19 protein-coding genes and 2 pseudogenes are annotated in these 24335 nt (G+C 55.3%); 4 read left to right on the top strand and 17 right to left on the bottom strand.

What is annotated here, in order from left to right; all coding sequences use genetic code 11:
- Positions 1-13 precede the first annotated feature (13 nt).
- Entirely contained in the window at positions 14-2005 is a 1992-nt protein-coding gene (locus ACM6IR_RS07160; protein ID WP_414907049.1) for a pyrroloquinoline quinone-dependent dehydrogenase, read from the top strand.
- A gap of 603 nt (positions 2006-2608) precedes the next feature.
- Here the strand turns inward: ACM6IR_RS07160 and ACM6IR_RS07165 are convergent.
- The 4 genes and pseudogenes from ACM6IR_RS07165 to ACM6IR_RS07180 all read right to left on the bottom strand — a co-directional run.
- Positions 2609-2891, bottom strand: a pseudogene (locus ACM6IR_RS07165) (IS66 family transposase); the annotation flags it as partial.
- Entirely contained in the window at positions 2854-2997 is a 144-nt protein-coding gene (locus tag ACM6IR_RS07170; RefSeq protein ID WP_414907309.1) for a hypothetical protein, read from the bottom strand. The gene ACM6IR_RS07170 and the pseudogene ACM6IR_RS07165, both read right to left, overlap by 38 nt.
- A gap of 231 nt (positions 2998-3228) precedes the next feature.
- Complete coding sequence (locus ACM6IR_RS07175; protein ID WP_414907050.1) at positions 3229-4605, bottom strand: DUF1329 domain-containing protein; 1377 nt, start codon at positions 4603-4605, stop codon at positions 3229-3231.
- 21 nt (positions 4606-4626) lie between these two features.
- Entirely contained in the window at positions 4627-6189 is a 1563-nt protein-coding gene (locus tag ACM6IR_RS07180; protein WP_414907051.1) for a DUF1302 domain-containing protein, read from the bottom strand.
- 1228 nt (positions 6190-7417) lie between these two features.
- Between ACM6IR_RS07180 and ACM6IR_RS07185 the strand changes: the two are divergent.
- Together ACM6IR_RS07185 and ACM6IR_RS07190 are read left to right on the top strand one after the other, a co-directional pair.
- Positions 7418-7603 (top strand): annotated as a pseudogene (locus tag ACM6IR_RS07185) (HAMP domain-containing protein); the annotation flags it as partial.
- The gene (locus ACM6IR_RS07190; RefSeq protein WP_414907300.1) at positions 7601-8461 is read left to right on the top strand and encodes a methyl-accepting chemotaxis protein; all 861 of its coding nucleotides are present in this window, start codon (positions 7601-7603) and stop codon (positions 8459-8461) included. The pseudogene ACM6IR_RS07185 and the gene ACM6IR_RS07190, both read left to right, overlap by 3 nt.
- A gap of 65 nt (positions 8462-8526) precedes the next feature.
- Here the strand turns inward: ACM6IR_RS07190 and ACM6IR_RS07195 are convergent, their stop codons facing one another.
- From ACM6IR_RS07195 to cysD, 8 genes are all read right to left on the bottom strand, one after another.
- Complete coding sequence (locus ACM6IR_RS07195) at positions 8527-9921, bottom strand: FAD/NAD(P)-binding protein (RefSeq protein WP_414907052.1); 1395 nt, start codon at positions 9919-9921, stop codon at positions 8527-8529.
- Between the two features lie 69 nt (positions 9922-9990).
- Entirely contained in the window at positions 9991-10455 is a 465-nt protein-coding gene (locus ACM6IR_RS07200; RefSeq protein WP_414907053.1) for a nuclear transport factor 2 family protein, read from the bottom strand.
- Entirely contained in the window at positions 10452-10928 is a 477-nt protein-coding gene (locus ACM6IR_RS07205) for a nuclear transport factor 2 family protein (protein WP_414907054.1), read from the bottom strand. The genes ACM6IR_RS07200 and ACM6IR_RS07205 overlap by 4 nt, the downstream gene beginning before the upstream one ends.
- Positions 10929-10956: 28 nt before the next feature.
- Positions 10957-13107, bottom strand: coding sequence for an FAD-dependent oxidoreductase (locus ACM6IR_RS07210; RefSeq protein WP_414907055.1), 2151 nt, complete (start codon positions 13105-13107; stop codon positions 10957-10959).
- 41 nt (positions 13108-13148) lie between these two features.
- The gene (locus tag ACM6IR_RS07215; RefSeq protein ID WP_414907056.1) at positions 13149-13904 is read right to left on the bottom strand and encodes an SDR family NAD(P)-dependent oxidoreductase; all 756 of its coding nucleotides are present in this window, start codon (positions 13902-13904) and stop codon (positions 13149-13151) included.
- A 67-nt stretch (positions 13905-13971) separates the two neighbouring features.
- A complete protein-coding gene (locus ACM6IR_RS07220) occupies positions 13972-14703 on the bottom strand; it encodes an SDR family NAD(P)-dependent oxidoreductase (RefSeq protein ID WP_414907057.1) in 732 nt (243 codons plus the stop codon).
- A 79-nt stretch (positions 14704-14782) separates the two neighbouring features.
- A complete protein-coding gene (cysN, locus tag ACM6IR_RS07225; protein WP_414907058.1) occupies positions 14783-16687 on the bottom strand; it encodes a sulfate adenylyltransferase subunit CysN in 1905 nt (634 codons plus the stop codon).
- Complete coding sequence (gene cysD, locus ACM6IR_RS07230) at positions 16687-17646, bottom strand: sulfate adenylyltransferase subunit CysD (protein ID WP_414907059.1); 960 nt, start codon at positions 17644-17646, stop codon at positions 16687-16689. Before cysD ends, cysN begins: the two co-directional genes overlap by 1 nt.
- A 303-nt stretch (positions 17647-17949) precedes the next feature.
- On the opposite strand from cysD, the gene ACM6IR_RS07235 reads away from it, so the two are divergent.
- Entirely contained in the window at positions 17950-18828 is an 879-nt protein-coding gene (locus tag ACM6IR_RS07235) for a VOC family protein (RefSeq protein ID WP_414907060.1), read from the top strand.
- A 1-nt stretch (position 18829) separates the two neighbouring features.
- Here ACM6IR_RS07235 and ACM6IR_RS07240 read toward each other — a convergent pair whose 3' ends face one another.
- From ACM6IR_RS07240 to ACM6IR_RS07260, 5 genes are all read right to left on the bottom strand, one after another.
- Positions 18830-20059: an MFS transporter gene (locus ACM6IR_RS07240; protein WP_414907061.1), complete on the bottom strand. Its 1230-nt coding sequence runs from the start codon at positions 20057-20059 to the stop codon at positions 18830-18832.
- A complete protein-coding gene (locus ACM6IR_RS07245; RefSeq protein ID WP_414907062.1) occupies positions 20056-20460 on the bottom strand; it encodes a nuclear transport factor 2 family protein in 405 nt (134 codons plus the stop codon). The genes ACM6IR_RS07240 and ACM6IR_RS07245 overlap by 4 nt, the downstream gene beginning before the upstream one ends.
- A 28-nt stretch (positions 20461-20488) precedes the next feature.
- A complete protein-coding gene (locus ACM6IR_RS07250; RefSeq protein WP_414907063.1) occupies positions 20489-21256 on the bottom strand; it encodes an SDR family NAD(P)-dependent oxidoreductase in 768 nt (255 codons plus the stop codon).
- Positions 21257-21333: 77 nt separating this feature from the next.
- On the bottom strand, positions 21334-22731 hold the full coding sequence (locus ACM6IR_RS07255; protein ID WP_414907064.1) for a DUF1329 domain-containing protein: 1398 nt from the start codon (positions 22729-22731) through the stop codon (positions 21334-21336).
- 24 nt (positions 22732-22755) lie between these two features.
- Positions 22756-24303 (bottom strand): DUF1302 domain-containing protein, encoded by a 1548-nt coding sequence (locus tag ACM6IR_RS07260; RefSeq protein WP_414907065.1) that lies wholly within the window; start codon positions 24301-24303, stop codon positions 22756-22758.
- Between the last annotated feature and the right edge of the window lie 32 nt (positions 24304-24335).

The raw sequence follows: 24335 nt of genomic DNA on the forward strand, positions 1-24335 counted from the left end.
CAGGAAGCCTAGCATGCACCTTTTTTTCAAGCTGACTGCGCCTCGGCGCTGCGCTGTCGCAGGCCTGTTACTGCCGTTTGCTGGCATGGCGCTTGCCGACATGCCAGCGAGCGAGCAATGGCCTCATTACGGTCGAACGCAGTCTGGTACGCGCTTTGTGCCGGCCACACAAATCGGACCGGATAACGTGAAAAACCTGCAAGTCGCCTGGACGTACCGTACCGGCGACCTGGAAACGCAGGACACAAAAAACTTGCCGGCATTTGAAGCCACACCGCTGAAAGTCGACGATAGCCTGTATTTTTGCACGCCGCACAACGTCATCATCGCCCTTGATGCCGACAGCGGCAAAGAGCGCTGGCGGTTCGACCCGCAGAGCAATACCTCAGGACATTATCTAGTGACCTGCCGAGGCGTGGCTTACCACGCCGATGCTCCCGTCAATCCCGTCAATCCCGTCAATCCCGTTAATCCCGTTAATCCCGTTAATGATTTTCCTTCGGCCTGTCCGACGCGAATTCTGGCGGCCACGCTGGATGGACGGTTGCTGGCGCTGAATGCCAAAACCGGCAAACCTTGCACCGATTTCGGCGTCAATGGCACCGTGTCACTACTTGAACACCTAGGTAGCGTCAAGCCAGGCTTTTATAGCGTCACCTCCCCCCCCACCGTAGTCGGCGACAGCGTGATGGTCGGCGGTCTGGTGCTTGATAACCAGTCAACCGATGTACCGAGCGGAGTGGTTCGGGCTTTTGATGCCCGTACAGGCAAACCGCTCTGGTCTTGGGACTCCGGCGCTATCGAGACCGATCAGATTGCAAATACCTACACCCGCGGCTCGGCCAATGCCTGGTCAGTGTTCAGCGCAGACCCGCAACTAGGTTTGGTCTACATCCCGACCGGCAACCGTTCGCCTGACTATTTCGGTGGAGAGCGTAGTCCGAGCGAAGAACGCTACAGCAGTTCGGTCGTCGCACTGGAAGTGAGCACTGGGAAAGTCCGCTGGGCTTTTCAGACCGTTCATCATGACTTGTGGGACTATGACGTGGCTTCCCAGCCGGTATTGACAGAGTTCAACGGGACCCCCGCACTCATCCAGAGCACCAAGACCGGCCAGCTGTTTGTCCTCGACCGTCGCACGGGTACCCCGCTCAGCAACGTGAGTGAGCGCCCGGTACCCGGCGACCCAGCACCCGGTGACCACGCTTCACCCACTCAGCCGTTCTCGAGCGACATGCCGTCACTGCATCCCACCGTACTGACGGAAGAGGATATCTGGGGGTTGACGCCCATCGACCGCCATTTGTGCCTACGCGAATTCCGTCGCTACCGCCACGAAGGCATCTTCACTCCGCCGTCACTGCAAGGGACCGTGAATTACCCCAGCAACCTGGGCGCCAGCAGTTGGGGCAGCGTTGCAGTGGACGAGCAGCGTCAGATCCTGATCGCCAACACCAATCGAATCGCCTCCATCGTCAAGCTCATCCCCCGCGACGAGGCCGATCGACAGGAACAAGCCGGTGTAACCCAGTACAACCCGTCATATGGCACTCCTTACGCAGTGCAGAACACTCCTTTCCTTTCTGCGTTAGGCATCCCTTGCACGCCACCACCGTGGGGGGTGTTGACGGCCATTGATCTGAAAACCAAACAACGGCTGTGGGAGATCCCTCTGGGCACGACCCAGGACAACGCCCCGCTCGGTATTGCCCTCAAACTTGGAATGCCGAATCAGGGCGGGTCGATAGTCACGGCCAGCGGCCTGGTTTTCATTGGTGCAACCACCGACAACTATTTGCGTGCCTTTGAGACCAAAACAGGCAAAGAACTCTGGAAGGCCCGCCTTCCCGCGGGTGGCCAGGCCACGCCGATGAGCTACGTTTCATCACATGATGGACGACAGTACGTGATCATTGCCGCCGGCGGGCATGCCCATATGGGAACCACACTGGGCGATTACATAATCGCCTACGCGCTACCAAACCCAGAACCTTCGAGCGAGTAGTCCATTTGGACGATTCGAGGAAAAACGCGCCCACGTAGCCTGTAGATGGAGCAATTTCCAATCGATACGGGATAGAGAAGACGCTCCACTAAAACCTTCACGATTGCGTTTGCAGACTGGAGTCAGCATGAAAACAAAAATAAGAATTGAGAACATGTTCGTCGTTTTACTATCGGTCACTGCGCTGACGATGACGTTGACACTCATCGAAGCGCGGATAAATCCTCACCCCGAAAACGCTGCAATATGCAATTACACGACCCCAGGCCCTGGCCAGCTCTGTGTTGCCCCCTCACAAATCAATTTGGCAGCCGTGTTTCGTTGATCGTCTGGCAAAATGCATCCCAAGTTCTGGCTCGATAGGATCCATCATCCAGCAAATGCCCTTTCACATAATGAAGGGGCAACAGCCCAATAACACAACGGCTCCAGTCCGTTGATGTCTTCCAATCCTATAAACAGGCAGTGCAATGGGCATTGACCTGCTTATTGATCCGCACTTGGCCTCCTGCATTCCTCTATGATCTCGACTGTCATCCATACGGATAAGCTACCTATTCGACAACAACGGCAAGAGCAGTCCGCCTTGCGTAACTGAACCGGTTACCACCTATAGGGCAGCACCTGGTCGATTTCACTCGCCCGCCGCGTCGGCAGGCGCATGCAAACATCCTTCGGATACACGCACGGATCATGCCCCATTGAGCCGCGCAGACTGGACCAAGCTCATGATCGCCGCCGCCCGTTTGCCGCTGCGTAACGAGATTGCACAAAGCCAGTTCTTGTCACCAGGTGCCACGGCCGGATCTGGCTCTGCGCCCAATTATTATCAATGGGTAACCCCCCCGTCATTGAGGTAGCGCGACAGCGCTGCCCAGCGTTTCAGGCGTCTCCACTTGTTGGTCGAGCGTCTCGACACACTGCATCAACTGCGCTGCCAGAGCGCGCAGTTGTTCAGGGGAACGGTGGCCGGGATGGGAGAGCGAAGTCATGGTGTCGACTTTGCCAGGCCAGGCAATTCGCGGTGATAGACCGATAGGCTAATGGCAGCCGTTAAAACAGCGTGGTCGCGCCGCTGGAGCCCGCGCGCTGCCAAGGCGGCGAGCCACCACCGCCAAGCCAGTAGCACTTGCGCGCAACGCACCACGCCTGGCGCACAACCAAAAAAGGCCCCCCATTACCTGGAGAGCCTTATCTGTTACCACTGGACAACCACTGGTGTTTTAGCGCCCTGCCCCGCGCAACATATCAGGAGAGAATTGCGCTTCCTTGAGGCTGCCGTCATCCACCAACGTGACAGGTTTCTGCTCGGTCGTCAGGCGATCGGCGATATAGGATCCCGACACCAGGTCGTGGTACACAGCCAAATGCGGCCAAACGGTTTGAGCATCGTAGGCATACACCGTGTGGTTCATGACTGTGCGCCAGAATTGCCCTCGGGCATCGTAATTGTCACCCATCAGTGGCACCCAGGTATCTTCATCGATGTACATGACTCGCTTGGGATACAGATGCCGGAAACCAGGTTTCAGCTCGGCTTCAACGACCCAAACCCGATGCAGCTCGAATCGCGTGTATTCCGGACTGATATGCCCTTTGTTCTTCAGCAGGTCCGCATATTTCAGTTTCGGGTCCAGCAATTTATACGTGTTGTAAGGAACATATATCTCGCGCTTGCCGACCATTTTCCAATTGTAACGCTCGGGAGAACCATTGAAGACTTGCCCCTCGTCCAGCGTGATGTACCCTCCAGGGCCGGGCTGATCAAATCCGTAGTTAGGCAATTGACGGACACGGCGAGTGCCCGGGCTGTACTGCCAGACATCAAGAAAGTCCGATTTGTAGTTATAGGGTACACGGGCGTACGTCAGGGTTCCTTTGTCGCGCTGAGGCACGAGCTTCTCGCCATAACTCCAGGCAGCTGATCCCGTCGTTTCCACTCGATTCTTGGGGTCGGCCTTGCTGAGTACGATTTTGTGGAACTCACGCGCCCAGGAAATTCCGCCACTGGGGTTCACAACCGCCGTATCGAATGTTCCCACCTCTCGAGGAGACGCCGCAGGCACCGTCATATTCCATACGAGTTCCAGCCCGCTTTTTGGAATAGGAAATGGAGAACTGCCATTAGTTGCCTTTATACCCAACCCGTCATCGACAAGTTCGGCCGTAACAGCATTCTTTTTCGAGACATCACAAATCCATTGCGGATAAACCCAGTCTCTATGCGTTTTATAGATCGGGAGATTGAAGGTGTCCGGGTATTTTTTGAGCAGTGCTTTTTGACCATCGGTCAATTTAGCCGCGTACTGCTCCATGTTGCTGGCTGTGATGACATAAAGCGGTTTTTCATCCGCATAAGGGTCGGTGTAGGGTGTGCCGGTCCCGGCATAAGCAAGACCCGAAGGTTTGCCAAGCCACTTGCCTGAGTACTCAGGAATCGTACCCTCGGCATTCCCCGCCCTCTCGGCACCCTGGCAGGTCAGTTCATTACCAAGCTTGGACGCCTCTTCAGCAGAGACCTTGGCCCAGGCTGGAACGCTGACAAGACAGGTCACCGCCAAGGTGCAAGCGGCTGCACCTGAATAGTATTTGCTGAACATTTTTATACCCTCTTATACCGTTCAGAAACTGTATTTTGCGTTAAGCGTGACAAAGTCCCGATCAGCCAGCTGACTCGGATCATTGGCATCACCGAAGAACATATTGTATTTAACGCCAATTTCGAGATTATCGAGATAAATCAAACTGGAACCGACACTCAGACGCTTGTCACCCTCATTAAGAAGACCACTGCTTTGAATGACCCCACTGCCTTTCACCCCTTGGTTCCACGCGATTGGAACGCTCATATCCCAACCGTCGAAGACACCCAGGTATCGGTTGATATAGGCAAACGAATAACCCCAACCTGTACGAGTAGATGACGCCAGGCTAGTATTTTTGGTACTCGCCCCATACGGATTACTATCAAGATCAAGCAGTTTCTCGCCAATAACTTCCGCCAGCACGATCACTTGATCAGACATAAAGTTAGGCCCGAACGATCCATATATATTGGCTTGTGCTTGCACCGCATCGCCGCGGACTTGTTGCGGCAAGCCGGCTGTATTTACTTGAACTGGCAACCCTTGATAATAGCCGACCTCCCCGCCCAGACTGTAATCCCCCAAGCGCGTGGAAATACTCATGGCGGTGGCTTTGATATCTTCAAAGTACTTCACATGATATGAACTACCAGAAGGGTCGAAAATAACGGAAGGTGTTTTGGCGTGGTAGTTAATATGATAGAGACCAAGTTCCGTCGAAGGTGTCACTCGATACCGAGTGCCAATGCCCCACTGGCCGGAATCACGTGCATCGTCCGTTGACGTGCGCGGAATGGCGACACCGGGCGCGAAAAACAGCTTCTCCGAACCCGGACCAATGACATCGGAGGAGAACAGATAGTCGCCCGTCGGCGACAACTCTGTCGGGCGGAAACGGAACTGCGAATACCCCACCAGAGACCAGTTCTGAGTGATATTCCACTGACTGGAGAAAGCCTCTGCACCTAGCAGAATATCCTTGGTTTCAACCCCCGGGATGTTACTCTTTGAGGCATCTGCGCCGTTCTGTCCGCCCGAAATACCCGGGAAAAACACGTTTTCACCCCAAGCAACCAAATGTTTGCCCAGCTTCGCACTGAGTTTACTTTCGCCCCCCAGGTCCCAGGCCCCATAAGTGTATGCATCAAGCATGACGGTACGGCTACCGTCCCACTTGCGAGTCTCTGAACTGAACTCGTCCGCATCACCATCATGGTTCAATGTGCTTTGCGACTTATTATCAGTTGATCCTTTATAGACCGCGTCATAGAAAGTACTACCACGCAAGAACAACCCATAATTGTCCTTATGCAGATCGGATTCGATCAATAAACTCAGGCGATTGGTGGTCAGACTTCCTTGATCGAAATTTCGATCGGAATCGTCTGCGTTAAGCTGGTCAAGAATTCTCCTGGACTGCTTCTCCGCGCGAACTCCGATACCGTAGTTGGCCGTCAGCGTGTAATCCAAGCTCGCGCCATTGTCATAATTGATCGTTTCACCCGCAAAACAGCTAATATTTGGCAAGGCCAGAGAAACGAATGCTGCCGACATCGGCACCCGGGCCAGTTTGCAGAGAGCCCTTGGTGAAATCTTCATTTTGCTGCGTCCTCTTATTGTTGTTGATCGCAACGCGCGGTATCTACCTACTGCGAGTATCCCCTCCTACTCTCCAGTAACCTAAGTTTTGCCACTCTCTCGAACATCGTCTATTCGGACTATTCCTGAAAGTAAAAATACGCGCGACCGGCTAGTCCATATGGACGAGGCACACCAAAGCAACAACCGATAATTTAACGTTGGGATAATGTTAACTTGGCGGATGCTATTGCTGGCTCTATCTATAGGAAGCCACCCTTTTTTTGGATTCAGCGAAAACGCTAACGAAGCTCATGTCTTTAGAATAATAAGGAACATTCAGATGCTACGTGTTGCCTCTCGTGCCTGCGCCAACTTGGCTGTAGGTAAAAAGCTGATTCTTGGATTTGGCATGGTGCTTGGATTGACGTTAACCGTCGCCATCACCGGTTTATATGCAGTCAACGCTATCATCCAAAGGCATACACGGGCGGTGTTACTTACTCAAGTCAATACCCAGATTTTGCAAACACGCCAAGCTGAAAAAGACTTCGCGCTGACTCGGAATGCGGAATCGGTGCGGGAGGTAAACGCTCGTCTTGACAAGGCGACCCTTCAGATCAACAACCTGAACGCAGCGGGTCCAGCGGATCCGAATCTAAAAAAAATGACTGATGCTGTTGTCATTTACCGGCAACAATTCCAAGACTACGTTGAGCAAGTGGCCAAGGCTCAAACTGCGCGTAACGTCATCTCAGAAGATGCCAATGATGCACGCCGGCAGTTCGAAGTCATTGAACAAGACATGTATAACGCCGCCCGCGACGAACAATTGGCCAAAAACATACTGCGTGGCGGTGACCCTCTGTCTTTGGCCGAGAGCGCCTCAAAATTGAGCAAGTACATGCTCGACCTGCGCAGCAATGAAAGCCTCTACATTATCGATGGGACGCAAGAGGCCCTGGATACCTGGGGACAGGTCAATGATGAGCTTCAAGCTCAGGCACGTAACCTCTCGGTATGGCTGGGTGAAGAGCAGATGCACGCACTCAACGGCGCTCTGGAAGCGCTGTTCCGCTATCAGCAATCCTTCGAGAATTACCATCAGGCACGTCTGGATAGCAAGGCCATCGAAGCCAGGTTGATCGAACGGGCACAGACTGTCACCGCGCTGAGCGAAGAGGCCCTGTTAACAGAAGAACAAGCCATGCGCTCCGATAGCCAGCAAGTTTTTGTGTTGCTTGGTGCAATGACGGCCTTTGCAATTGCGCTAGGTATCTGCGCCACGGTGATCATTTCCAGGCTGATTGTTACTCCCCTGCTGCAAACGGTCGCGTTCGCCCAAAAGGTCGCCGCGGGCGATCTGCGACAAAACCTGAAAGTTGAGCGTACCGATGAACTTGGACAGTTGTTGACGGCCATGCAAGACATGATGCTCAGTCTAAGAAATCTGATTGGGAAAATTGGTACAGGCGTAGGTCAAATCGCCAGTGCATCCGAAGCTCTTTCAAGCATCACCGCGCAAACACGTGAGGGGGTGTTGATACAAAAAACAGAGACCGAGCTCGCCGCCTCAGCCATCCAGCAGATGAGCATCACCGTTCAAGAGGTGGCCAGCAATGCCGACCACGCCTCTCGAGCCGCCCATGAAGCAGACGAAGAGGCCCGTCATGGTGATCGGGTCGTGCGCGAAGCCGTCGCACAGATTGATCATTTGTCCATCGGAATCGAACACTCCGCTCAGGCCGTCCAACAGCTGCACCAGGAAAGCACCCAGATCAACACCGTGCTGGAAGTCATTCGAAGTGTTGCCGAACAAACCAATCTGCTGGCATTGAATGCCGCGATTGAAGCCGCTCGGGCCGGCGATCAGGGCCGAGGATTTGCTGTGGTGGCGGACGAGGTTCGTGCTTTGGCCAGGCGCACGCAGAGCTCGACGCAAGAGATCGAAATATTGATCACTACTCTCCAGCGGATGGCGCAGAAGGCAGTCGTCGAAATGGAAAACAGTCGCAAATTGACGCAAAGCACCGTCAACCTCGCCGGCCAGGCCAGCTCGGCCCTGGGACGCATTACGCAGTCGGTCTCCATCATCAAACAGATGAATCAACAGATCGCCGCCTCGGGCGAGGAGCAAACCGCGGCGGCCGAATCGATCAGCACCAGCATGGTCCAGGTACGTGACATTGGGGAGAAAAGCGCGTCCACCAGCGAAAAGACCGCAATATCGAGCGCTCGTCTCGCAACCTTGGGTGGGGAACTTCAAGGACTGCTGAAGCAATTCCAAATCTGAGCCCTAGGCGGTTAGTTCGTTTGGGGCAACGACGGCTTGGCCAGGCGCAATACCAGTACGAGATTTCAATCTTCAAGGTGCGACTGAACTGTGGCAGCAACCAGTTTTCGAGCCAATTGCCAAGCGTGTTGGCGCAGTTCAGGAACCGCCGTCGCCTCCCAATAATCGGCCTTGAGCATCGGCCCTACATAGCTCAACCACGAAAGTGGTCTACCCTCTCGATCTTTTACCGCAAGACTGGAATCAACGCGCAAACCCATTCCGTCAGGATCAATGCTGATCAGGCCATCCGTCTGTAATTGCTGAATCAATTTGTCATCGACACGTCGCAGGTCTGAGTTCGGCCCGGTGCAATTAATCAGTTGGGCCACCTCGATGTGTGTGAGCTGATGACTCCCGCGCAGTTGAATACCTATGCGTAACCCATGCTCACATGGTTCAAGCGTTTTGATTCGCCCCGCCATAGGCTTGAGTCGACCATCAGCCACCGCCGTTTGAAACGATTGAAAAGAGCTCGGAGCCACCCGATGACGATGGACGTCCCAATACGCCTGGGCATGACGAATAAAACGTCTGCGCTCAGTTACCGCAAGGCGCTTCCACAGCGTTGCGGTATGAGGGCGCAACATTACAAACACATCACGCCAATTGACCCCATCCCCCTCTCCCAAACGAACCTGGCGCCGAATCTCTTTCATGTAGCAACGCACCGTCGCCGGTCCTTCCAGCATTCTCTGGACCAGCTCATCATCAACTTGAGTATTCACTGGGCCCGCACGATGCGGCAGTGGCAACAGCCCTCGGCGTGACAACAAATAAATGGGCGCGTGAGGTGTTTGACGCTCAAGACTCAGGGCAACATCCATTGCCGTCAGACCGCAGCCCAACAAAAGCACGGGTTGATGGGCAACGTTTGATACCAGTCCCTCGGCAGCCCACGGATCGCGTTGATAACGACCAGCGCCCAGGTCCGTATCGATTCCTTTGGGGTCAAGTGGCGCAAAGTGCCCGAATGCCAGGACCACATGCGCGGCCTCGATCAACCGGCCATCGGCCAACTCGACCTGAGCCCCCTGTTCGCAGGGGCGTAACGCCAAGGCTTCTCCTGCCAGACAAGTCAATGTACTTCCCGAGCGACATTGCCCTTGGGCACTGTTCAGCAGCGCAGCCAGATAATCGCCGTAACGCTTGCGCGAGACGAAATCAGCAGCGCCGATCGAGGCATCATATGCCTGGCAGTAGCGCAGAAAATCTTGCGGATCATCGGCCAGCGCGCTCATGTTTCCTGCCGGTACGTTTAACCGATGATGCGGGCTATTGGTTCCATAGGCGATACCCCTTGCCATGCCTGCAGTGCGGTTGACCATCACGATATGCAGGCCGACCGGACTCTGTCGCAGTAGTTGAACCGCCGTCGCCGTGCCGCTGAAACCCGCGCCGATGATAACGATAGTCTTCATGGAAGGGCTCCACGGTGGTGATCGAACATGATCGTTACAATGAATCGGGGCAACTGACTTGAGTCTTGCTCAGCGCCCCTGAGATTCTACGAACAGTCGACTGATACGGCAGGAATGGAGCTGCCAACGCCCGTCGACACGTCGATATTCGTCGTGGTAGTGGCCATAACCCTGCAGGAACCTCAGCGGCGAGTCCGACTCTTCAGACCAGTGCAAAACATCTTCCATCGCCCAGACACCAACCGCCGAATCCTGGCTGATTATCTCGATTTCAGGCATATGCCCATGGTGCATCGTGGTCACTCCGGCCAATGCCTCACGCAAAAACGCGATGATATTCGCTCGGCCCTCGGACAAGGCATTGGGGTCGTGCTGAAGGCCGCTCGCATCGCGCATGTCGAAGCGTGCGTCTTGCGTAAACAAATCAGCGAGTGCCAACCAGTCCTGGCTATCAATACACCGGAAATAGCTGGCTTTCAGGCGCTTGATCAGCTCAATGGACAGCAGTTGGTCCAGGGTGTCCGCCATGTTCATCGCGGCTCCTCCGGATCGGCGGACACAGGCTTGGTGAAATCGTCGAGCAAGGCCTCCTTGATGATCAGCGGGTTCACGTACTCGCGCCAGTACACGATCTTGTCGTCAACAAACCGGAAAATACTCAGATAGAAATTCGAATACGGTCTGTTGGTGGGATGGTAAAAAGTGTGGGAGCTGTATTCGGCGATCAGCGTATTGGGATCGAGCAAATCATGCATCGATTCGATCTCATACGCATAAGGGTCAAAAGGTGCGGTGCCGCGCTCGATCAGTGTACGTAATGCGTGATTACCAACCAGGCTCGAGGGCATGTTCGGCACCGGGCGATAAGGCCATTCCTGAAGCATATCCGGCGCAAGGCAAGCCTCGAACTCGTCGAATTCCTTTCGTCCAAGGTGACCCAGCATGCGTACGAACAACGCTTTATTTTTGTCGCGAACGGCTTGATCGCTTGAAGGCGAGATGTTCATCGTTCAACTCCCAAATATTGGTAAAAACTCAGAGCGCGCGGCCGACGGCGTTGCCCGTACGGATCGCTCCCTCGATGTAACCCAGCTCCTGAGCATCGCCGATGCAGTGCACGTGGGCACACTCGGATTCAAGGCTCCTGGACAGCTTTTCCCCGCTCGGTTTGGCGCCCAGCGCCATGATGACGGTATCGGCCTTGCGCGATTGCACTTGTCCGGTGGCCGTGCGGTAAACCACACGATCAGCTTTGATCTCAAGCAGATCGCTGGACGACAGAAGCGTTACTTTCAGCTTGCGAAGGGTGTCCATCAGGCGCCAGCGGCGAACCATCATCAGCTCTTTACCGAAGCTGACGCCTGGCTCGATGACAGTGACCTTGCGTCCACGCTCGGCGAGGAACTCGGCCAGTTCGACACCTACCAACCCGCCGCCGTAAATCACCACATGTTTGCCGAGCGGTAGCCAGTACTCGCTCATATGGCTGATGGTTGCCGCGTTATTGAGAAAGCCCAGGGTCCTGCCGGTAGTGATCAGCAAGCGAACATAGGCTGGCAGTTTGCGGGCGAGTTCAGGACCGTACTGGCCGGTCACCATGGAGCGCATTTCATCGCCGCTGAATACGTGGGGCAATTTGGATCCGGGTAAATCGATCAAGCTGCGCGTGGCGCCTGTCGCGACCACCACCGCATCCGGTTGCAGCTGCCTGACCAACTCAGGGGTGACGGTGCAGTTCAAATGCACCGACACTTTGAGTTCGATCATCTGCCGGGCAAGGTACTCGATCAGTTTGCCGTTTTCCGGATAGACAATGGATGAGAAAAACACTGTTCCGCCAAGACGCTTGGAGGCCTCATACAGCTGTACCTCGTGACCACGCAAGGCCGCGACTCGCGCCACTTCCATACCTGCCGGCCCACCACCAACCACTATTATTCGCTTGCGCGGGCCCTCGATGGGCATGATGGGCGCGGTATTTTCATAGCCAGTCTGCGCATTGACCGCACAGCGCACATTGGTACCCAGAAATATCTGGCTGATGCAGGTGTAGCAATAGATGCATGGACGAACCAATTCCGGACGATTGGTTGCGAGTTTGTTCGGTAACTCAGGGTCGGCCAGGAGCTTGCGCGCCATGGTGATAAAGTCCAACTTGCCTTCACCGATCAACCGATCACCGACTTCCGGCTCGATGCGCCCGGGGCAGATCACTGGAATGTTGACCGCAGCCTTGATTGCCTCGGCATTTTTGACAAAGTAGCCGGGAAAATGCGTGGCGTGGCCTTCTGTGAAACTGATGCCCTTACTTTTATCTGCGTTCGCCGTCACATGGATCGCGTCGGCGCCAGCCTGCTCGCCAAGTCGGGCCACTGCTACTGCATCTTCCAGGGTGATACCGTCATCCATCAGGAACTCTTGAGAATCGAGACGGAACCACACCGGGTACTCTGCGCCCACGGTACTCTTGATCCGCTTGATGACGTCGACCAACAACCGCGCGCGATTTTCCAACGAGCCGCCCCAGCGGTCATCGCGCTTGTTACTCGAAGGAGACAAAAAACCCGACAGCAAGTAGCCATGTCCTGCGTGGATCTCAACACCGTCCATACCCGCAGCCTTGGCTCGACGCGCGGCCTGGGCAAAACAGTCGATTACCCATTCCAGATCTTCTTCAGTGGCCACGTGGTGGCTTATCACTACGCCGGGTTTGAAAAACGCTTCGAACATCTCCTTGTTTTCTTCCGGGGTCAAATCTACAGGCCAGTCAAACGCTTTATCTGTAGGTATGGACGGCACCAGCAACGGCAAACCGCGCAACGGCTCATTCACCGCAATGGCACCGGCATGTTGCAGCTGCATGGCGATTTTTCCGCCGTGAGCATGCACCGCGTCGGCCACTGCCTTGAGCCCTGGAATGAAGTGGTCCTCGGAGATCGCCACCTGCATCTGATTACCCGAGCCGCGCGGCCACGCCACACCCGTGGAGCCCATGATGACCATTGCTGCGCCGCCTTTGGCGCGCGCTTCGTAATAACGCACGATGCGCTCGCCACAGAAGCCTTCAGGCTCTGCCAGGTTCGATCCCATCGGCGACATGATGATCCGGTTGCGCAGGGCCATGGATCCGATCGACCCTGGGGACATGAGATGGCTAAAGCCACTGGACATACTGATGGACTCCATTTTTTTATAATTCTGTTCGGCTATCGCGGACGGATGTCCGTTCAGGACATGGTCTGCCCGCCATCGATGGAGAAGTCGATACCGGTGACGTAGCGCGCTTCATCAGAGGCCAGGTAAGCGACAGCGGCAGCGATTTCCTCAGGCTCGGCAATGGCTGACAGTGGGTACAGCTTGGCCATCAATTTCTGATCGATATCTTCCGGGAACTGGATCGTGGCATGGATATTGGTGTTTACCCCGCCCGGACAAATCGCATTCGCCCGCACACCATCAGCGGCAAACTCGACGGCGATACTGGTGGTCAACGCAACCACCGCAGCCTTGGAAGCACAATAGGCCGCCAGATAAGCCTGGCCTTGTTTAGCCGAGGCTGAAGACATATTGACGATATTGCCTTTACTGGCAATCAGGGCGGGAATCGCCGCTTGGGAAATGGCAAATACGCTATCCAGGTTAATCGTCAGCATCCGCCGCCATTGGGTGTCGGTCATCTGCGCGAAGTGCCAACCACCGGCAATGCCGGCAATGTTGCACAGCACATCGAGGCGGTCGAAATGCGCCACCGCCAGTGCAACCATTTCCCGGCAACTTTGCATGTCAGTGGCGTCAAAGGTAAAACAGGCGACCTCGGTCCCATGAGCTTCTCGCAGCTGTGCGGCGACAGACTCAAGGCCCGCAGCATTGATGTCTGCCAGCAGAAGTTTTGCGCCCTCTTGTGCCAGACGCACTGCACTGGCACGACCAATACCGGAGGCTGCACCGGTCACCAGCGCTACTTTCCCGTTGAAACGTTGCATGTCTTGCTCCTCATTTTATTGTTATGGCCAGCTTGCAGCCCTGTATCCCTGACGTGTCCGGGCTGGATCAATCGATTACCGAATAACCACCGTCGACCACCAAGGTATGACCGGTGATGTAACTGGCCGAAGGTGAACAGAGAAACATGATCGGCTCGGCCATCTCCTGCGGCGTAGCCCAACGTCCCAAGGGAGTTTTGTCACTGACCACCTTGGCCCAATAAGGATTGTCCGCGTAGGTCGCGGTCATACTGGTCGGCACCGAACCTGCAGCGATCGCGTTGACGCGGATATTTTCCTTCGCCCAAGCCACCGCCAGGGTTTTTGTCAGCTGCACAACCCCTGCCTTCGCTGCGCCATAACCAGGCATATGCGGACTGCCAAAATAGGACATCATCGAGGCGATATTGATGATGCTGGCTCCCCCTTCAAGCAGGCTTTTGGTCAGCGTGTGACGCAACGCTGCGCTCAACTCGTAGACTGCATTCAGATTGACTTGAACGGCCTCGGCAAAATCAGCGTCGGGCATGATATGCCCTGCGTTATTGATCAAGATGTCGACAGACTTGACCGAACCTGCAAAGTCCGCAATTGAGCCTTTGTTATCCAGCCGCAGGCAGTGGTAATCAAGACCACTCAAATCCACGTCCGGATACTCACCAAGCGTCGCACGTTGCCCGGTAACAGTAACCCTTGCACCGGCAGCCAGAAATGACCTGGCGGTTGCCAGACCGATGCCGCTGGTACCGCCGGTGACGATGACATCCAACTGGCTAAAGTCGAAGACGATTCCGCTCATCCATAATTCTCCATCTGCGTGATCGACACCGCCCAAATAAGTCCGAAGACTTATCCGGGCAGCTTCAGGCTCGACGCACTCAGGTCAGGATGCCCATAGTGCGCAGGTGTTCGACAATACGCTCCGCCGCATCTTCGGGCGATAGCGAGGTGGTGTCGATACGCAACTCAGGATTCTCTGGCGCTTCATACGGCGAGTCGATACCCGTGAAGTTTTTCAGATCGCCACGGCGTGCTTTTTTGTACAACCCTTTCGGATCACGCTCTTCGGCCACTCCCAACGGCGTGTCGACGAACACTTCGCAGAACTCGCCCTCCTGCATCAGGCTGCGAGCCATATCACGTTCGGTACGGAACGGTGAGATGAACGAAACCAGAGTAATCAAACCGGCATCAAGCATCAGCTTCGAGACTTCGGCGACTCGACGGATGTTCTCCACTCGATCCGCTTCGGTGAAACCAAGATCTTTGTTCAAACCGTGACGCACGTTGTCGCCATCCAGCAGATACGTGTGACGACCCAATGCGTGCAGGCGTTTTTCCACGAAGTTGGCGATGGTCGACTTGCCGGCACCGGACAAACCGGTAAACCAGACTACCGCGGGACGCTGCCCTTTAAGTTTCGCATGAGCGGCCTTGTTGACCTCGATGGCCTGCCAGTGAATATTCTGCGAACGGCGCAAGGCGAAGTGCAACATCCCCGCAGCGACCGTAGTGTTGCTGGCTCGATCGATGATGATGAAGCTGCCCATGTCACGGTTTTCGGTGTAGGGGTCAAACGCCACCGCCTGATCCAGGCTGAGGTTGCACACACCGATTTCGTTGAGTTCCAGGGTCTTGGCCGCCAAGTGTTCAAGGGTGTTTACATTGACCTTGTACTTGGGCGCGGCAATGGTCATGGTCACGGTCTTGGCGCCGATTTTCATCAGGTACTGACGCCCAGGCACCAATGCCTCATCACTCATCCAGACCAGATTGGCTTCAAACTGATCCGCCACCGATGCCGGCGCATCGACCGTAACGATGGCATCGCCACGGCTGATATCGACTTCATCCGCCAAGGTCAAAGTGATCGACTGTCCCGCCACAGCAATCGGCAGGTCGCCGGTATAAGTAACAATACGTTTGACCGTACTCTCGCGCCCGGATGGCAAGACACGAACCCGGTCGCCCGGCTTGATCGCACCGCCGAGAATACGCCCCGAAAAACCACGGAAATCCAGGTTCGGACGGTTGACCCATTGCACAGGCATACGGAAAGGACCACGAATCAACAGATCATTGTCGATCTCGACGGTTTCCAGGTACTCCATCAGTGTCGGGCCGTCGTACCAAGGCGTATTAGGGCTCTTGTCGATGATGTTGTCACCCTTGAGTGCCGACATCGGAATGGCCTGGAACTGTTCGATACCAATCTGCTGCGCGAATGCGCGGTACTCATCGACGATCTCGTCGTATCGCGCTTTTGAATAATCGACCATGTCGAGTTTATTGATTGCCAGCACCACATGCCGGATACCGATCAGCGAAACCAGATAACTGTGGCGACGGCTCTGAGTCAGCACACCACGACGGGCGTCGATCAGGATGACCGCCACATCGGCGGTCGAAGCACCGGTCACCATGTTACGGGTATATTGCTCATGACCCGGGGTATCGGCGACGATGAATTTGCGGCGGTCAGTGGAGAAAAACCGGTAAGCCACGTCAATGGTGATGCCCTGCTCGCGCTCGGCGGCCAAGCCATCGACCAACAATGCGAAGTCCAGATCCCCCCCTTGGGTACCGACTTTCTTGGAATCAGCTTCCAGTGCAGAAAGTTGGTCTTCAAACAGCATCTTCGATTCATAAAGCAACCGACCGATCAGGGTACTTTTGCCGTCATCGACACTGCCGCAGGTAATGAAACGCAGCAAACTCTTGTGCTGGTGGGCGTGCAGATACTGTTCAATATCCTCGCCAATCAAATCAGAAACGTGTGCCATTAGAAGTACCCCTCTTGTTTTTTCTTCTCCATCGAGCCGCTTGAGTCATGATCGATCATGCGACCCTGGCGCTCGGAGGTTTTAGCCAGGAGCATTTCCTGAATAATTTCCGGCAACGTCGAAGCAGTACTCTCGACAGCGCCGGTCAGGGGGTAGCAACCCAAGGTGCGGAAGCGCACGCTTTTCATCATCGGCGTTTCGCCTGGAAGCAACGGCATGCGCTCGTCATCGACCATGATCAGCGTACCGTCGCGCTCGACCACAGGACGCTCTTTGGCGAAGTACAGCGGAACCAGCTCGATGTTTTCCAGATAGATGTATTGCCAGATATCCAGCTCGGTCCAGTTCGACAGAGGGAACACCCGAATGCTCTCACCTTTGTTTTTGCGAGAGTTGTACAAACGCCAGAGCTCTGGACGTTGCATTTTCGGATCCCAGCGATGCTGGGCCGAGCGGAATGAAAAGATGCGTTCCTTGGCTCGCGATTTCTCTTCGTCGCGGCGTGCGCCACCGAACGCCGCATCAAAGCCGTACTTGTCCAGCGCCTGCTTGAGACCTTGGGTTTTCCAGATGTCGGTGTGTAAGGAAGAGCCGTGATCAAAAGGATTGATGTTCTTCTCCACCCCTTCCGGATTGATATGCACCAACAGATCCATACCCAGCTTGTCTGCGGTCTTGTCGCGGAACTCGATCATCTCGCGGAACTTCCACGTGGTGTCCACGTGAAGGAACTGGAACGGCGGTTTGGATGGATAAAAAGCCTTCATTGCCAAATGCAGCATGACCGAACTGTCTTTGCCGATGGAGTACATCATCACCGGGTTTTCACTGTCCGATACCGCTTCGCGCATGATATCGATGCTTTCGGCTTCGAGACGCTGCAAGTGAGTCAGTGTTGCACCTGGGAGCACGCGCGCTTGCGAATACTCGGCCAACGGTTCTCTATTTTCGACTTTCATGCCCGAGCTCTCTCCTGGCTGATTTCTACTCACACCAATCCCCGTGACGACCGCTTGAGCGGCTCGTCGGCGACAGGCCTTTGAATTGAAATTACGGCAATGGAGCGCGTCATCCATCGTCCGTCCGGACTACTTTTGAGCGAGATTGAGTCGGGTATGCAGCGATAGGTTGAACGTTGTTTTGTTAGTCCAAGCGGACGATGGCCGAAGAACACAAAAGGAGGATCTTCGACGCGCGCGGGAAGCGGATATGTCAACCGGCAAAGTACTCATCCACAGCACTGATCAATGAAGAGAGAAGCGATGAATATTCAGTTCAAGTCCAGAGGCTTATGCGTCCATGACCTCAATCGATCAGTGCGTTTCTATGAAGACGCCTTGGATTTCACGCCCCAACTCTCACCGCACACGCTGGACCTGGCCTGCCTTCCAGGAAGCGGCGAACTGCACAATGCGCGGGGCCGTCTTCAAAGCGTCCGCAACTCTCAAGGGGTCGATTTGACACTGTTTGAACTCGAGAACCCACAATCCTCAGGCTCATTGGAACGACGCCCTAACAATCAATACGGCCTCACGCACCTGGCATTCTGGGTGGCCGATATTTCGCGCAGTGCAGAGCGGATTGATGCCGCGGGTGGAAAGATCTACCCGCACACCCGTGCATTTTTTTCCGAGGCACAGGTCACCATGATGTATGCCAGCGACCCGAACGGGATACGTATCGAACTCATGCATTGCCCCGAAGAAAATGACCGCTTCTCGCATTCAGGGATGTGTACTTCAGCGATAGAGCCTGCCCTCGACTTCTATTCGCAACTCAACTTTGCTAAAGCTGAACGTTTCGATTTGCAAAGCGAGTGGCTGGACACCATCAATGAACTGGACGACGTCCGGCTCAGTGCGCAAATGGTCCGAAACGCCCAAGGCGACACACTCGAACTGCTTAAAATTGATCACCCACTCTGCTTCGGTTCACTCACTCGGGCGCCATTGAGCAGTTACGGGTTTAACTTTCTGATGTTGTCCGCCACCGACCTTGCCACCGCTGCAGATACTATTGAGGCAAGAGGCGGTATCGTCCACTTTCGCGCACAGGACCAACGCGGTCTATGCGGTTTGTCCTGTAGTGACCCGAACGGCGTCCGCCTGGAAATACTCAGGCGTCAGCCGCACTCATCGTGATTCAGCCTGACGAAGACGGCACCTGGGCAGGAGCCGTCGACGACTGATCAGGCCGTTCACGCCGCGACAGGATGAGCAACGCAACAATCGTCAGCACTATGCCAATCCCCAACACCGCCGTATGACGTCCAAACCATGCGGCTAAAGGCGCCATGAGCAGTGGATTGAGGAAGCTGCCAAAGAACAGTGCGCTGTACATGACGCCAACCGCTCGTCCTCGCTGGCTTTCGCTGGCGCGGTCCAGCACCAGATTGACAAGATGTGGAGTCAGAATTCCTCCTCCCAGGCCCGTCATGGCACATCCTAGACCCGCTACCCATGCACCACTGGATAAGCCCAACACCACATGCCCAATCGCAAGCGCAATAAGCCCGAGAAAAAACACGCGACGACTGCCCAATCGGCTCCGCAGAAATCCGTACCCGGTGGCTCCCAGCGTGTTGGCAAGCGCTGACATTGCAAGTACCAGTGCCAGGATCGTCGGCTTGGACACGCCACTGTCCGCCAGTAGAAACGAGGTTTGTGTGCTGCTGGTAAATACCGCAGCGTACAATGGGATGAAGCCCAGATACAGTGGGAATAGACTGCGGATCGAGCTCTTTTCTCTCGCTTTATAGTCCACGGCGACGGGGGGTGGACCGCGCTTGGGGATCACCAGCACGGACAACACCAGCAGTGGCACGCCGAGCAAGTAGAAGCTAAAGGGCAGTCTCCAGCCAGCCAATTGGCCGAGGTATCCGGCCAATAGCATCGACAACAAGCCCATCAGCGCGCCGCACGCCGACTGATAGCCTACGATTCGATTCCGAGCCTGGGCATCGAAGCTTTCGCCGATCAACACCAGTGTGGACGTACCCAATCCCGCGGCTGACATCCCCAGAAAAAAGCGGCTTAGCAACAAGCTCCAGGCACTGTCCAGATACAAACCTGCCGACCCGGTGAGCGCATAGATCCCGGCACAAACAATCAGTAAAAATCTCGCCCCCAGGCGGTCAACCAACCAGCCAGTCAGCGGGCCGCCAAACATCAAACCGATGCTCGGAACCATCATCACCAGCTGCGCCATCAATGCCGCCTCGCCAGGATCTCCACCCAGATAGTCAGCCAGCTCCGGCAGTACCGGGCTAACGGCGGTGTACAACAATGCCATCGCCGGTGAACTGGCCAGCAATACGGGCATAGCCCAACGCAAATGCCCGGTAGAATGCGATTGGATCGTGGAGCTGCTCATTTCAGAGGCCTTCCCGTGCGCACGTTGGCTTGACTCCAGATCGCAACCAAAGAGCCAAACCGCCCTTGCTCATCGAAACGAGCGATGTCTAGCGTATCGACCTCAAAGGGTGGATCAATATGATCACAGATGGCCGTAAAGGCACAGGCTGCGTGCTCATTGTGAATGCGCACTTGACCTTCAGGCTCGAACCGGATGCGCCCACCGACACCGTTGAAACTGCGCTGGAAAAAATCACGGATCGCCGCATGCCCACGATATTTGGTTCCTATTGGATCCTCTAATAACGCCTCCGGAGCAAACAACGAAACGACACCCTCAACGTCGCCTTTACTGAGACATAAAGCATAACGCTCGAACATCTGACGGATATGCTCGACGCTTGGAATAACCTTGGCCATGACTAACTCCTGAGAATCACTGGATGATTTACCCCACCACCGAATATCCGCCATCGACCGGGAGCGTTTGCCCCGTGATGAATGCGGCAGCGGAGCTGGTCAGAAAGAGAACGGCACCGGCAATGTCCACCGGCTGGGCGACTCGCTTGAGCGGCGTACGCTGCATGACCGGCTCAAGCGCTTGATCATTGGCGATGTGTTTTGCCGTCATGCGGGTCTCGGTCAGGCCCGCCGCTACCGCATTGACCCGGATACCCTGCCCGGCCCAGGCGATGGCCAGTGTTTTGCTCAACTGCACCAGCCCTGCCTTGGCCGCGCCATAGCCAGGGACGACAGGGTTGCCAAAGAACGATGTCATAGATGCAATGCTGATCACGCTCGCGCCTCCCGGCAGCGAACTCACTGCCAGCTTCGGCTGCAGCGCCAGGGCCATGCGATAGAAGCTCGACAGATTGATCTGCAAGGCACGCTCGAAAGTATCGGGGTCGAACTCACTGCCACCATCCCCGGACAAGGCCACGCCCGCGCAATGCACCAGGATGTCGAGTTGCGGCAAAGCACACGCGACGTTTTCTATTTGATCGTTATCAAGCACATTGAGTGGCATATAGCAGTAGCCGCTCAGATCCTCTGGATAGTCAGCCGCTGCCGTACGCGTTCCGGTCACACACACCTGCGCGCCTGCGCGGTGGTAAGCCGCAGCGATCACGGCACCGATTCCACTGGTTCCACCTGTCACCAACACATGTCGGCCACGGTAATCGAAGGTCAGATCGGGCCAGTCGATATGATTCATCACTGATGATGCTCCCATGATGAGAATGCCCCGGACTGGCCGGGGCATTCTCTGGTTAACTGTTCGGCAAACGATCGTTAACGACCGGCGCGAGCAGCCGCCTCAGGCGTGAACATGGCTGGAGTCATCCCCCCATCGTTGAGTTTTGGCGCACCACGGCCCATGGTCATCCGGTCGACCAGGTAGGCACCGGAGATCAGGTCATGATGTCCCACCACGCCGTAGTAGTAGCCCTGGATCTCATAGGCGTATAGCCAGTTAGTCAGCACCGTACGCCAGAGTTGGCCACGGCTGTCGTACTCGTCCGCCGTCACCCCCGCCCAAGTGTCCTCATCAACGTAAATCACGCGCTTGGCATATTGATGCCGGAAGCCAGGCTTGAGATTACCTTCGAGCACCCAGACACGGTGTTTCTCAAAGCGCATCTTGTCGGTGTTGATATGACCTTTATTCTTGAGCAACTCGTCCGTGGTCACGTCACTTTGGTGGACACGATAACTGTTCCAGGGAATGTAGATTTCACGCTTGCCTGCGATTTTCCAGTCATACCGTTCTGGCGAACCGTTGAACAAGTGATCGTCGTCCACCGTGCGGAAGCCACCCGGCCCTTGCGGCATATCGAAGCCGAATGAAGGTAACTGGCGCACACGGCGGGTGCCTGGGTTGTATTGGTAGGCATCACGAGGACGCTTGGCGTAGTTGAAATAGTCGCCCGCCACCAACACCGAGCCTTTATCGCGCTGCGGAAGGATGGTTTTGACGAAACACCAGGAGTTCACACCTCCGTAAGGTTGTTCATTAGAATCAGTGCTTCTTCGAACGGTCGGCTCGCCTCGTGGGGACAGACAGCGCATGTCTACCTCACCCCATGCGGTGTTACCGTCCGGATAAACTACGGCTTGCTGCTGGACCGAGGCCTCAGTCCACGGTTGCAAAGAGGTGTTGTTGAAGTTCCAGAACAGTTCCAGTCCGGTCTTTGGAATCGGGAACGGAGGTGCTCCAGTGGTTGCGATGAACCCCTCGCCGTTGTCGACCATTTCTGCTTGCGTCGCGTTCTTTTCAGCTGTAGCACACACCCAATCCGGATAACGGAAATCACGATGACTGGCATAGACCGGGATCTTGAAAGTATCGGGGTATTTTTTTAGCAGCGCTTGCTGGCCAGCTGTCAGGTTGTTTGCATACTGGGCCATATTCTGCGCAGTAATGATGAACTGTGGTTTTTCATCCGCATACGGATCAGGCCAGTAGTGGCCCGTCCCAGGGAACTTGAGTTGTGGTGGAACACCCAGCCATTTACCGGAAAAAGCGGGAATTGATCCATCGGCATTGCCTTGTTTCTCGGCCCCGACACACGTCAGGTCGCCCTTCAACTTGGCGGCTTCATCAGCGGAAACTTTTGCCCAGGCCGGATGCGCTAACGCAAAACTCAAACCAACGGCGACCACTGCAGTACGAAGAACATTAATCGTCATCGTAAATCTCCTGTTCTTGTCTTGTTACAGGTCGTATTTGACGTTGAAGGAGACGAAGTCTCTATCGGCCAGAGGACGTTCCACCGGGTCTGGAGAACCGAGGAAAGCGTTGTATGTCAGCCCGACTTCCAGGTTGCTCAGGTATTTGAACTTGGCGCCGATGCTGGCTCGCGAATCACCATCGCCGCCAAACCCGAAGGTCCCCACTGAAGACTGATTGAACTGACGGCCATAGCTGACCGGGACCGACATGTCCCAACCACTGAAGACGTCGGGATAAGTCATGGTCGCCGTCATCTGGCCCATCTGAGCGTTACGATCTCCCGCCAGTGTGCCTTGGTCGATGCCATTGACGTGCAAGGCGCCGACTTCGGCCACCAGCGTGGTTTGCGGGGCAATCCAGCTCGCACCCCAGGTCCTGATTGTCGATATCTGCGCTTGGCTGGCAGAACCACGAGAGACGCCGACGGTGGTGCTGGCGAGCGGCAAGCCATCCTTGTAACTGACCTCGCCCGACACCTGCCAATCACCAATACGGGTGGAGACACTGGCCCCGGTCAGATCAATGTCTTCAAAGTATTTGACCGTATACGTACCTGCAGTCGGGTTAAGCAGGACACTCGGCAGTCGGTCGTGGTAGCGCAGCCGATAAACACCCACTTGGGTATTCGGTGTCAGCATGTAACGCACACCAAGGCCCCATTGCCCACTGTCCCTCGCATCGTCATCGCTGGTCCGCGCGAGCTTGCCTACGCTGGCCAGATCACCCTCAGAGAAACGGATGTATCGTGCACCAGGACCCACTACATCGGTGTAGGAGAAGTAATCACCCACTGGCGACAGTTCGTACGGGTGACTCTTGAACTGGTAATAGCTGAGCAACGTCCAGTCATTGAAGGAAAAGCTCCCGGCGATCTGACTCTCCGGTAGCAGTATTTCCTTGACTTCGGTTCCTGGCACGTTGGCCTTGGTCGCATCCACTGGCCCCTGCACTGCAGAAATCCCGGCGATGAAGAGACTCTCACCCCACGCTACCACTTGATTACCGACACGCAGATCGTAGAAGCTGCTATCGCCTACGGTGCCCCCCGTATAGGCGTAAGTATCAAGGAGGCGACTACGCGATCCGCTGCGATCCTCGGCCTGGGATGAAAAGTGGTCTACCGGACCAAACTTGTTGATCGTGTCCGGCGAGTTGTTGTCGTTCGAGGTGTTGTAGGCAAAATCATAAAAGGTCGAGCCACGCAGCATTACGCCGGTGCCATCCTTGGAAATATTCATTTCACCGATGGCACTGATGCGATTGTTGACGATACTCCCTCGCTTGAAATTGCGATCACCGTCATCGCCGTTGATATTGTTGTCGATCAGGTTATTCGATTGTTTTTCAGCACGGACATTCAAGCCGTAATTGACGGTCGTGAGGTAATCGACATTGATGCCGTCACCAAATTGGAAGTTCCCCGCATGCGCTGAGGACACTCCCATTGCGACAAAGGCGCACGTCACCATATTCAGCTTTAAACGCAGCCGTGGACTGCCAGCGTTCGCCTTGCAATTTCGAGCGTTCATTTCAGTTTCGCCTCCGGGACAGTATTGAATTT

It is taken from the genome of Pseudomonas sp. IT-P253, from assembly GCF_949768125.1.
Lineage (GTDB): Bacteria > Pseudomonadota > Gammaproteobacteria > Pseudomonadales > Pseudomonadaceae > Aquipseudomonas.